Origin of the sequence: Alistipes senegalensis JC50 (assembly GCF_025145645.1) — a bacterium.
GTDB classification, from domain to species: domain Bacteria; phylum Bacteroidota; class Bacteroidia; order Bacteroidales; family Rikenellaceae; genus Alistipes; species Alistipes senegalensis.
The window spans coordinates 2,056,084-2,068,845 of sequence record NZ_CP102252.1 but is presented as its reverse complement, the minus strand read 5'-3'; the positions used below and the strand labels follow the sequence as shown (position 1 = coordinate 2,068,845).

Genomic DNA, 12,762 nt, shown 5'->3' with positions numbered 1-12,762 from the left:
ACCAACCAGTATGAAACATTTTTGGAAATACCTCGCAGGCGCGCTGGCTTTTGCTCTTCCCATCGCCTCGTGCAGCGACGACAACACATCGGATTTTCCCGACAAGGAGTGGAGCGAACTGACGGCCCCTGTGCTCACGGTCTCGGACGAGGAGATTACGCTCGATGTTGACAAAGCCGATCAGGAAGCCCTGAGATTCTCGTGGACAGCCGCAGCAATCGTAACCCGCAGCTCGTCGGTCATGTACGACCTGTACTTGAACGTAGAGGGCGAAGACCTGTTCAAAGGGATAAAACGAGAGTGGGGGGGGGAAGCCGATCTGGCGATCTCTTTCACCCACAAGGAACTCAACGATCTCATCGTAACGACATTCGGAGGCAAAAGCGGCGAACGCTTCGTTTTCCGGGCCTGCGTCTATGCACACACAGACAACTACCTCATCGAAGATAAAACCTCGGAGGAGGTGTCGTTCGCCGCTACGGCCTACGCCGCCGAAGTGGTCAAGCCCGCATCGCTCTGGATGAAGGGCGGCGCCTGCGAATACGGCTGGGACAAAGCGATCGAACTGCCGCAGGGCGACGAAGGGGTTTACACGGCAGAGAATGTCGTATTGAAATTCGGCAAACCCGCAGACAACAAGGGTTTCAAATTCTATATCGAGGAGGATGGCAGCTATCCGTTCTACGGGCAGAAGATCGGCGGCGAATTCGGTCAGATCCAGACTTTCGCCATCGCCAATGACGGGGATTCGCAGTTCTATCCCTTACAGTACGACTACACGAGCGGCATTTACACCGTAAGTGTTGACCTGAACACGATGATGCTCACGCTGACCCGGACGGGCGACGTTACGGAGTTCGATCCCGAATCGGCCCTCTACATTCTGGGCGACAACATGGAGAACGGCTGGGAGATGGTCGAGGCGAACGCCCTGCTGCCTGTCGGAGAGAACATCTATGAAAACACCCGCATCTATCTCAAACCGGAGAGCAGCTTCAAATTCGACTTCTACGACTGGACGGAGTATATCCGCGACGAGGCGGCCGGCGAGTACTGGACCCTCAAGAAAAAAGGCGACGGAGACGGAGACATCCGCTTCATCCCGGGCGACCAGGGTTTCAGCGAAGGTTACTATACCGTGCGTGTCGATCTGAATACCCTGAAGGTCACCCTTACGGGCGGCACGGCACCCGCCTATCCCGAAACGCTGTTCCTCTTCGGACCGGCCACGGAGGCCGGGTGGAATCTCGGCAGCTTCATCCCGCTGACCAAGACCGGCAACGGCGTATTCCAGGTCAAGGGTGTGAACATCGACGTCGGCACGGCCAATCCGGACGACAACAAGGGCAACGGATTCAAATTCGGTATCTCGAACAGCGATTGGAGCACTGAGTACGGTGCCAAAGAGGCTTTCGACGACCACGACGGACAGCAAGGCTACCGCGGCTGGGAACTCGCACAAAGCAGCAACCAGTTCTACCCCCTGCTGATGGGATACGCATCCGGAACATACGACATCACCGTAGACTTCACGACGATGGCCGTACGTTTCGAGCCAGCGCAGGGAGCAGATTACCCGGCAGCGCTCTATATCCTGGGAGATGCCATGCCCCACGGCTGGGATCTGAACCAAGCCGTCGCAATGACCCAAACCTCCCCGGGGATTTTCACCGCCGAGAATGTCCCGGTGAATGTCGGCACGGCACAGGAAGGGAATCCGAAAGGCAACGGATTCAAGTTCATCATCTCGAACACCGAGTGGCTCACGGAATACGGTGCCAAAGGATCGTTCGACGATGGATACACGGGATGGGAACTCGTCCAGGGAAGCAATCAGTTCTATCCCCTGTTGATGGGATTCGGAAACGGCAACTACCGGATCACGGCGGACCTCACGACCATGACAGTCCGATTCGAAGCGATGTAACGAAGTTTCCCGGCATCCGAAATCCGGACAGAAGGTGAAAATCCGGCCGATGTACACGATCGGCCGGATTTTTCGCGCTTTTGGCGTCATAGTTGAACCCAGCTGTTCGTACCGTCGCTGCGCCTTGGATGCTTCCGCCCGGCAAATTGCAGGCGAACTTGCTTTTACCCCCGCTTATCCCTATCTTTGCACCCGGCAGAAATCCGCAATCCATGACACGAACCATTCGCAAAGTCGGAGCCTGTGCGCTCCTGTTCACGCTGTTCGCCATACAGAACGCACTCCCGCAGGGATATGTCAAGCTCAACGGGCTTTATGCGCTGGTCGGGATCATAAACCCTGCCGTCGAATTCGCCGTCACCCCCAAATCCACGCTCCAAAGCGAAGTCGTGATCTCCCCGTGGAAATCCTTCGACGGCAAACACATGACTTTCGCCATCTTCATGGGCGAATACCGCCGCTTCTTCAAGGAGCACAACCGCGGGTGGTATCTCGGGGCCAATATCGGCATGATGGCCTTCGACATGTCGAAACCCTACATCGAGAACTGGCGCCTCAAATTCGAAAACCGCTACTGCAAGGGCTACGGCATGATGATCGGACTGTGCGCGGGTTACGAATACCAGTTCGGCGAACGGTGGCTGCTCGACGCCTATGTCGGCTGGGCCTGGATGGACAGCCACTACAACGGATACAGTTTCGACGGAGAGATCGACATGAATCCCCATCGTCCCGTGCAGCCGAAGCACCCCGACCCGTTCAACGGCTCCTCGGAGTGGTATCCCAACAAGATCGGCGTTTCGATCGGCTACCGGATTTTCCAGCCCAAGCGAAAGACGCCTGATTTATAGACGATCCAAGCATTTTTTCCCGCTTACCATCCGGTTCTGCGCCCGTCTGAGAGGCGGTTTTAGGGTCGCTGTGGACGACCGGGCTTCGGAGTGCAATGTCGCGCATCCGACCTTAAAGCCCGTTTCTCAGACGGGTTGAAGCGCGGACAGGACTCCGACACGAAAAGCCTTCCATCGCCCATAGAACCTCTTAAACAGAGACTCCCCGGACCGACTGGTCCGGGGAGTCCCGCATACATATAAAATCTTTCGGATTATTTCACCTTCGGACCGGCAGCCACGAGCTTCTTGCCGGCCTCGTTGCCCGTAAACTTCGAGAAGTTCTTCACGAAACGGTTGGCGAGGTCCTCGGCCTTCACCTCCCACTCCTTGGCGCTCTTGTAAGTGTCGCGCGGATCGAGGATCTTGGGGTCTACGCCCGGCAGAGCGGTCGGAATCACGAAATCGAAGATAGGCATGGTCTTGGTCGGAGCCTTGTCGATCGAACCGTCGAGGATCGCGTCGATGATGCCGCGCGTATCCTTGATCGAGATACGCTTGCCGGTTCCGTTCCAGCCCGTGTTCACGAGGTATGCCTTGGCACCCGACTTCTTCATCTTCTTGACGAGCTCCTCACCGTACTTGGTGGGGTGCAGCGACAGGAATGCGGCGCCGAAGCAGGCCGAGAAGGTCGGCGTGGGCTCGGTGATGCCGCGCTCGGTGCCGGCCAGCTTGGCCGTGAAGCCCGACAGGAAGTAGTACTGCGTCTGCTCGGGATTCAGGATCGAAACCGGGGGCAGCACGCCGAATGCGTCGGCCGAGAGGAAGATCACCTTCTTGGCGGCCGGAGCCTTCGATACGGGTTTCACGATATTCTCGATGTGGAAAATCGGGTACGATACGCGGGTGTTCTCCGTCACCGACTTGTCGGCGTAGTCGATCTTGCCCTTCTTGTCCACCGTCACGTTCTCCAGCAGGGCGTTGCGGCGGATGGCATTCCAGATGTCGGGCTCGTTCTCCTTCGAGAGGTTGATGACCTTGGCGTAGCAACCGCCCTCGAAGTTGAACACGCCGTCGTCGTCCCATCCGTGCTCGTCGTCGCCGATCAGCTCGCGCTTCGGGTCGGTCGAAAGCGTGGTCTTGCCGGTACCCGACAGACCGAAGAAGATGGCCGTCTCGCCCTTGGCGTTGGTGTTGGCCGAGCAGTGCATCGAAGCCATGCCCTTCAGCGGCAGCAGGTAGTTCATGTAGGAGAACATGCCTTTCTTCATCTCACCGCCGTACCAGGTGTTGATGATGACCTGCATCTTCTCGGTGAGGTTGAAGACAACGGCCGTCTCCGAGTTCAGACCCAGCTTCTTGTAGTTCTTCACCTTGGCCTTCGAAGCGTTGAGCACCACGAAATCGGGCTCGCCGTACTTCTCCAGCTCCTCGTCCGTCGGACGGATGAACATGTTCTTCACGAAGTGAGCCTGCCAGGCCACCTCCATGATGAAGCGGATTTTCAGACGCGAGTTCTCGTTGGCGCCGCAGAACGTATCGACGACGTAGAGTTTCTTGCCCGACAGCTCCTGCGAAGCGATCTTCTTCAGCTCTTTCCAGGCAGCCTTCGTGACGGGCTTGTTGTCGTTCTTATACTCGTCGGAAGTCCACCAGATCGTATCCTTGGTGGTCTCGTCCATGACGAAGAACTTGTCCTTGGGCGAACGGCCGGTGTAGACGCCGGTCATCACGTTCACGGCACCGGTCTCGGTCAGCTGACCCTTCTCGTAGCCGCGCAGGCCCTTCTTGGTCTCCTCACGGAACAGCTCGTCGTAGGAGGGATTGTACACGATCTCGGTCACGCCGGTGATCCCGTACTTCTTCAAATCCATTTTGTCCATAGTGCAATTATTTTTGATTAAAATCCACTTCTCAACCTCATGTTATCGTCCGGACTCTCCGGACTCCAACGGCACAAAGGTAGAAAAACTTTCAGAATTGTGAAAAAAATAACAGCCGAAATTACAAAAAATTTTTATTATTTTTCCCCGCCGCGCTATACGCTTCATTCATAACGGCGTATCCCGGTTTCCCGAAACCCGTCGGGAGTGCATTCCGCACCGCAGAACACTCCCTGCAAACAAGCTGCCGGAAATTCGTCGGACCGTTCTGCCCGGCGAATTTGCGGACGAAGCACAATCCGGTTTTGGTACCTTCCGTTATTTTTCATATCTTTATAGTATGGCCGGACTCTATTTCCACATACCCTTCTGCAAACGCATCTGCGCCTACTGCGATTTCTACAAAAGCGTCGGACTGGGACGCATGGAGGAGCTCGCGGCAGCCATGCACCGCGAACTGGAGGCGCAGCGCGAATATCTCGGCGGCGAAGCCGTCCGCACCCGCTATTTCGGCGGCGGAACGCCGTCGCTCTGCCCGCCCGGAACCATCGCCGGGCTGCTGGATCATGCGGGAGAGCTGTTCGACTGCTCCGCGGCAGAGGAGACCACCCTCGAAGCCAACCCCGACGACCTGACGCCCGAATACCTCGCGGCATTGCGCCGGGCGGGCATCGACCGCCTCTCGATCGGCGTACAGTCGTTCGACGACGCATGCCTGAAACTGATGAACCGCCGCCACGACGCCGCACAGGCCCTTCAGGCGGTCCGGAGTGCACAAGCCGAAGGTTATGGAAACATCACCGTGGACCTGATCTTCGGGGTGCCGGGATTCGGCGGCGATTCGCTGCGCCGCACGCTCGACACGGCGCTCGGACTGAACGTGCAGCACATTTCGGCATACCATTTGACCATAGAACCCGATACGGCTTTCGGACGGCGTGCCGCCCGCGGGGAGTTCGCCCCGGTGGACGAGGCGGTCAGCGAAGCGGAATACGCCCTGGTGCACGAAACGCTGACCGGGGCGGGCTTCGAACATTACGAAGTCTCGAACTTCGCCCTGCCGGGGTTCCGGGCGCGCCACAACGCCTCGTACTGGCACGGCGCGAAGTATCTCGGCATCGGTCCGGCAGCCCACTCGTTCGACGGGCGGGAACGCCATTGGAACGTCAGCTCCGTGGAAGACTACCTTGCGGGAGCCGCCGCGGAAACCGAAACGCTGACCGACCGCGACCGCTTCAACGAATATGTGATGACGCGGCTGCGCACGGCGGAAGGCATCGGCCTGGCGGAAACGGAGGCTCTTTTCGGTCCGGAACGCACGGCGCGGATGCAGCGCGGCGCGGCGCCCTGGATACGGGCCGGAGCGCTCGTCGTTTCCGGCGGACGGATGGCCGTGCCGGCGGCCCGGATGCTGGTTTCCGATGCGGTGATCGAGGCGCTTTTCGAAACGTAACGACCCCGCAACCGGGTGAAACAGAAATGTTAAGTTATTATTAAATTTTTTTAGTAAATATGGCTTCGGGTTGTTTTATAGAAATATAAGCGTTACCTTTGCAGCCGGATTTCGAATCCGACTCCGTCCCGAAAAAATTACAAACAAACACAGTATATGAGCAATGCAAAACACTCCCCCGACTTCCTGTTCGAAGTAAGTTGGGAGGTATGCAACAAAGTCGGCGGCATACACACCGTCATCTCGACCAAGGCACAGACCGTGACCCGCAAATTCGCAGACCGCTACATCCTGCTCGGCCCCGACCTCTCGCACGAGGGCGTGAACCCCGAGTTCGAGGAGGACCCCGCGCTGTTGAAGGCATGGCGCCAGAAACTCTACAACGAGGGCGTCCGCGTGCGCGTCGGCCGCTGGAAGATCAAAGGCGAACCGACGGCGGTGCTGGTCGATTTCTCGTCGCTGATCCCCCGCAAGGACGAGATCCTCAAAAGCCTCTGGGAGTCGTACCACGTGGATTCGATCTCGGGACAGTGGGACTACATCGAGCCGGTGCTCTTCGGCTGGGCCGCGGGCGTGGTGATCGCCTCCTACGTCGAGGCCTTCTGTGCCCCGACCGACAAGGCCGCCGCGCATTTCCACGAATGGATGACCGCCGCCGGCGGCCTCTACCTGCGCAACCGCGCACCCTACGTGGCCACGGTGTTCACCACCCACGCCACGGTCATGGGCCGCTGCATCGCCGGCAACCGACTGCCGCTCTACAACGACCTCACGAAATTCAACGCCGACGAACTGGCCCGGCGGTTCAACGTCACGGCCAAACATTCGATCGAGAAGATGGCCGCCGCATACCACGACGCCTTCCTCACGGTGAGCGACATCACGGCCAACGAATGCAAATACCTGCTGGGCCGCGAGCCGGACGGCGTGACGCCCAACGGCTTCGAAAACGACTTCGTGTGGACCGGCGAGGAGTACTACGCCAAGCGCGACGAGGCCCGCAAGGCGATGATCGCGGTGGCCGAAGCCTGCCTGGGCGAAAAGTTCGCGGGCGACCCGCTGATCGTCGGCACCAGTGGCCGCTACGAGTTCCGCAACAAGGGCATCGACATCTTCATCGAATCGCTCAAACAGCTCGCGGAGTCGGACAAGCTCCGGCGCGAGGTGCTGGCCTACATCACCGTACCCGCAGGCAACCGCGGTCCGCGCGCAGACTTGCAGGCCCATCTGGCCGATGCGTCGAACCCCATCGACGGGAGCCAGTACAAATACACGACCCACTACCTCGAAAATCCGGCCTGGGACCCGATCGTCAACGCCCTCAAGGACTCGGTCCTGACCCGTCCCGAATCGAAGGTGAAGGTGATCTTCGTGCCGACCTACCTCAACAAGGCCGACGGCATCTTCAACAAGGACTATTACGAACTGCTGGTGGGCATGGACCTCACGGTCTTCCCCTCCTACTACGAGCCGTGGGGCTACACCCCGCTGGAATCGGTGGCCTTCTCGGTGCCGACCGTCACCACGACGCTGGCAGGATTCGGGCTCTGGGTGGACAAACACCGCGAACACGCCGGCGTGGAGGTCGTCCGCCGCGACGACTACAACGACCGGGAGGTCGAACAGAAGGTCGCCGAAACCCTGCTGCGCTTCAGCCTGCTGGACGAGAAGCACGTGAACGAAATGCGCACCTCGGCCTACGAGATTTCGACGACGGCGCTCTGGGAACACCTCTTCGCCGCCTACGAACAGGCTTATTCCGAAGCGGTCGAGAGTTCGATCGTCCGCACCAACCGCGCCGTGCTGGACGACGGAGGCGCCAAGACCGAGCAGATCAACTTCGTGCGCCAGCAGCTTTTCGTCGAGAAGCCCGTCTGGAACCGCATGATGGTCGATAAGACGCTGCCCAAGCGGCTGCACGCCCTCGAAGAGCTGTCGCGCAACCTCTGGTGGTGCTGGAACCCCGGCGCCCGCGACCTGTTCGAAGGGATCGACCCCGTGCTGTGGGCCGAATGCGAGCGCAACCCGATCGCATTTCTCGACGCGCTGAGCGTCGAACGCCTGAAACAGCTCGAAAAGGACTCGAACTTCCTCGCCATGCTCGATGCCGTGCACACGCAGTTCCGCGACTACATGAACGAGAAGCCCGACCCGAAGACCACGACGATCTCCTACTTCTCGATGGAATACGGCCTGCACTCGTCGCTGAAAATCTACTCGGGCGGCCTGGGCATTCTGGCCGGCGACTACCTCAAGGAGGCTTCGGACAAGAACGTCCCGATGGCCGCCGTGGGCCTGCTCTACCGCTACGGCTACTTCACGCAGAAACTCTCGGCGCAGGGGGCGCAGGAGGCGACCTACGAGGCGCAGAACTTCTATAAACTCCCGATCTCGCCCGTGCGCGACGAGGCCGGCAACTGGATGACGGTCACCGTCGCATTCCCGGGCCGCACGCTCTCGGCGCGCATCTGGAAATGCCAGGTGGGCCGCACGGACCTCTACCTGCTCGACGCCGACATCGAGGACAACCTCGAAGAGGACCGCCAGATCACCCACTACCTCTACGGAGGCGACTGGGAGAACCGGCTCAAACAGGAGATCCTGCTGGGCATCGGCGGCATCCGCGCCCTGCGCAAGGTGGGCGTCAAACACGAGGTGTACCACTGCAACGAGGGGCACGCCGCCTTCATCGGCGTGGAGCGCATCCGCGACCTGGTGAACCACCGCAAGCTCTCGTTCTCCGAGGCGCTGGAGGTGGTGCGCTCGTCGTCGCTCTTCACGACGCACACCCCCGTGCCGGCCGGCCACGACGCATTCCCCGAGTCGATGATCCGCCAGTACATGTCGCACTATCCCGACGTGCTGGGCATCACCTGGGAGCAGTACATCAACCTGGGCAAGACCAACCCCAACGACCCCAACGAGAAATTCTCGATGTCGGTGCTGGCCTGCAACCTCTCGCAGGAGGTCAACGGCGTGTCGTGGCTCCACGGCGAGGTGTCGAAGGACATTCTGGGCAACATGTGGCCGGGCTACTTCAAGAACGAGCTCCACATCGGCTACGTCACCAACGGCGTGCACTTCCCGACATGGATCGCCACGTCGCTGCGGCGTCTCTACGCCCGCTATTTCGCCGACGGATTCGAAGGCCACGTCTACGACATCCCGGCCTGGCAGAAGGTGCACGACATCCCCGACGGCGAACTGTGGGAGGAGCGCATGAAGCTCAAGAACAAGCTCATCAAGCACATCCGCCGGCGTTACAGCGATCCCGCGCAGGTGCGTCTCGATTCGCCGCGCCAGATGCTCCAGATCATCGAGGGCATCAAGCCCGACGTGCTGACCATCGGTTTCGCGCGCCGCTTCGCCACCTACAAGCGCGCCTACCTGCTCTTCACGAACCTCGACCGGCTGGCGGCGATCGTCAACAACAAGGAGCGCCCCGTGCAGTTCATCTTCGCCGGCAAAGCCCACCCCAACGACAAACCGGGGCAGGACCTCATCAAACGCATCGTCGAGGTGGCCGCCATGCCGCAGTTCGTGGGCAAGATCATCTTCCTGCAAAACTACGACATGGAGCTGGCGCGCCGCATGGTGCAGGGCGTCGATGTCTGGCTGAACACCCCGACGCGGCCGCTGGAGGCTTCGGGAACCTCGGGCGAAAAGTGCGTGATGAACGGCGTGATGCAGTTCTCGGTGCTCGACGGCTGGTGGGTCGAGGGCTACAAGGAGGGCGCCGGATGGATGCTGCCCATGGAGCGCACGTTCACCGACCAGCACTTCCAGGACGAACTCGACGCCGAGATGATCTACAACACCATCGAGGAGCAGATCGCCCCGAAATACTACGCCCGCGGCACGGACAACATCCCCCACGAATGGGTGGCCTCGGTCAAGAAATGCGTGGCGGACATCGCCTCGAACTTCACGACCAACCGCATGCTGATCGACTACGAGGAGCGCTTCTACGACAAGCTGGCGGCCCGCAAGCGCAAGCTGAGCGCCGACTCCTGCCTGCTGGCCCGCGAGATCGCGGCCTGGAAGCGCAAGGTCTCGGCGGCCTGGGACCAGGTCCGCGCGGTGGACGTGGAGCGCGTGAAGATCGACAAGGAGGCCGTCTGCGTCGGCGAGAAGTACCGCTTCTCGGTGACGGTGGACATCGCCAACCTCCGTCCGGAGGACATCGGCGTGGAGATGGTCATCGCCCGCCAGATCGTCGGCGGACAGGGCGTCAACGTCGTCCGCACGATCCGGCTCGAACGAACCCGGACCGACAACAATCTGGTGACCTATGCGTTGGACTACACGCCCGACGAGACGGGCACGTTCGACGTGGCGCTGCGCATCTATCCCTGCAATCCGCATCTTCCGCATCGCATGGATTTTGCATTGGTGAAATGGGCATAGGCTTCCGAAAGGAAACGGATAAAAAAGATGTCGATTTTCAGTCGCAGGATTGCAATATTCTGAAAATTTCAATATCTTTATAAGGACGAACAGCATTTTACAGCGATATGTCAGCACTTACTTTCGACAAAAGCGAATTGGGCAACCTGGAGTACTCGCTCCAGCGCGAGATGCTCGCAACGGACCGCATCGGCGGATACATGAGCACGACCATCGTCTGCTGCAACACCCGCCGCTACCACGGACTGATAGTGGCGCCGATCGACGACAGCGGCCGGACCTACGTCCTGCTCTCGTCGCTCGACGAGACGGTGATCCAGCACGACCAGACGTTCAATCTGGCGCTGCACCGATTCCCGGGAGTCTACGAACCCCGCGGCCACAAGTACATCACCGACTTCGAGTACACGCCGACCCCCACGATCACCTACCGCGTGGGCGGCGTCATCCTCAAGAAGGAGATGCTCTGGATTCACAAACGCACGCAGCTGATGATCCGCTACACGCTCGTGGACGCCCACTCCGAAACGCGTCTGAGACTGCGCCCGTTCCTGGCCTTCCGCGACAAACACGCGCTGACCCGCGCCAACATGGCCGCCGACGGACGCTCCTATCCGGCGGTCAACGGCGTAAAATGCCGCCTCTACGGTTCGTTCCCGTGGCTCTACCTCCAGACGAGCAAACCCGGCACGGAATTCGTGCCGGCGCCCGACTGGTACTACAATTTCGAATACCAGCAGGACATCGCCCGCGGCTACGAGGGACACGAAGACCTGCTGACGACGGGCTATTTCGAAACCGAGCTCAAAAAGGGCGAGAGCATCATCTTCTCGGCGTCGCTCGACGAGATGGGCTCGACGAAGACCATCGAAGAGCTCTTCGAAGGCTCCATCGCCCGCCGCACGCACAAGATCGACTTCATCAGCTGCCTCGAACACTCGGCGCGGCAGTTCCTGATCCGCCGTCCGGGCAACCGCACGGAGGTCATATCGGGTTACCCGTGGCACGGGGTTTCGGGGCGCCAGACCTTCGTCTCGCTGCCCGGCATCACCCTGGAGCAGGACCACAAGGAGGACTGCATCGACGCCCTCGACTACGAGGTGCGCACCATGCAGGACGGCATGTTCGCCGGGGACGCCTCGGCGGCCGTGGCCGCGGACGCTCCGCTGTGGTTCTTCTGGACGTTGCAGCGGCTCGAAGAGCAGATCGGCGCCAAGGCCGTCTGGGAACGCTACGGCAAGGCGATGAAACGGGTGCTGGAAGCCTATAAGCAAGGCGTCGCGGGACGGGTGCTGCTCAACGAGAACGGACTCGTATGGGCCTCGTCGGAGCGCGTGCCCCTGACGTGGATGAACTCGGTGATTGACGGAGTGCCCGTCACCCCGCGCAACGGCTATCAGGTCGAGGTCAACACCCTGTGGTACAACGCCGTGCGCTACACGCTGCGGCTGGCGGGCGAACACGGCGACAAGAAGTTCGTGAAAACCTGGGAGTCGCTGCCCGAACGGACCGCGGCGTCGTTCAACGAACTGTTCCGTCTGCCGGAGGGCTATCTGGCCGACTGCATCGGCTGCGAAGGGACTTCGAAGGAGATCCGCCCGAACATGATCCTCGCCTGCGGACTCCCCTACAAGATGATCGACGAGCAGACCCAGCTGGAGGTGATCCGCACCGTGAGCCAGCACCTCCTGACCCCCAAGGGGCTGCGGACGCTCTCGCCCCGCAACCCGCTCTACAAGGGTTCGCAGGAGGGTACGCCCGCCGAACGCGACTTCGCCGGCAAGAACGGCTCGGTATGGCCGTGGCTGCTGTCGTTCTACGTGCGGGCCTGCTTCGATGTCAACGGCGATTCGTTCCTGCCGCAGGCCGAAGAGATGCTGGCCAACTTCGAGGAGGACATCCAGACCTACGGCATCGGTTCGATCGGAGAGCTGTTCGACGCCGATCCCCCGTTCTCACCCCGCGGAGCCATTTCGCAGGCGTGGAGCGTGGCGGCCGTGCTGGACATCTACGGCATGATCCGGCGCCGGCGGCCGGAAGAGAAGCCCCGAAAGGCGGAGAAAGCCGCGAAAAAACCGGCGGCGAAGAGTGCGAAAGCCGGAAAAAGCGCCGTCAAGAAGGCGTCCGCCGCAAAAGCGGCGAAGCCCGCAGCGAAAAAAGCGACCGCCAAGAGATAAAACAGCGTCGTGCCGACAGAAGGTCTCCGCCACGGCGGAGATTCAGGAGAGAGTCGGACTTGCAAACACGGCCGCGAGCCGTGAA

6 protein-coding genes are annotated in these 12,762 nt (G+C 60.3%); 5 read left to right on the top strand and 1 reads right to left on the bottom strand.

Going from position 1 to position 12,762, the window contains the following annotated elements; translation table 11 throughout:
* The first annotated feature begins 10 nt into the window (after positions 1–10).
* Complete coding sequence (locus NQ519_RS08070; protein ID WP_019151670.1) at positions 11–1,927, top strand: SusE domain-containing protein; 1,917 nt, start codon at positions 11–13, stop codon at positions 1,925–1,927.
* Positions 1,928–2,139: 212 nt separating this feature from the next.
* Positions 2,140–2,778 carry a DUF3575 domain-containing protein gene (locus NQ519_RS08065; protein ID WP_019151671.1) on the top strand — a complete coding sequence of 213 codons (639 nt, stop codon included), beginning with the start codon at positions 2,140–2,142 and terminating at the stop codon, positions 2,776–2,778.
* A 254-nt stretch (positions 2,779–3,032) separates the two neighbouring features.
* On the opposite strand, the gene pckA is transcribed toward NQ519_RS08065, so the two are convergent.
* On the bottom strand, positions 3,033–4,640 hold the full coding sequence (gene pckA / locus NQ519_RS08060; protein WP_019151672.1) for a phosphoenolpyruvate carboxykinase (ATP): 1,608 nt from the start codon (positions 4,638–4,640) through the stop codon (positions 3,033–3,035).
* A 340-nt stretch (positions 4,641–4,980) separates the two neighbouring features.
* Here pckA and hemW point away from each other — a divergent pair, with 340 nt between their 5' ends.
* The 3 genes from hemW to NQ519_RS08045 all read left to right on the top strand — a co-directional run bounded on the left by hemW (position 4,981) and on the right by NQ519_RS08045 (position 12,677).
* On the top strand, positions 4,981–6,093 hold the full coding sequence (gene hemW, locus NQ519_RS08055; protein WP_019151673.1) for a radical SAM family heme chaperone HemW: 1,113 nt from the start codon (positions 4,981–4,983) through the stop codon (positions 6,091–6,093).
* Between the two features lie 156 nt (positions 6,094–6,249).
* Complete coding sequence (glgP, locus tag NQ519_RS08050; RefSeq protein ID WP_019151674.1) at positions 6,250–10,500, top strand: alpha-glucan family phosphorylase; 4,251 nt, start codon at positions 6,250–6,252, stop codon at positions 10,498–10,500.
* A 107-nt stretch (positions 10,501–10,607) separates the two neighbouring features.
* Positions 10,608–12,677 (top strand): glycogen debranching enzyme N-terminal domain-containing protein, encoded by a 2,070-nt coding sequence (locus NQ519_RS08045; RefSeq protein WP_019151675.1) that lies wholly within the window; start codon positions 10,608–10,610, stop codon positions 12,675–12,677.
* The last annotated feature ends 85 nt before the right edge of the window (positions 12,678–12,762 follow it).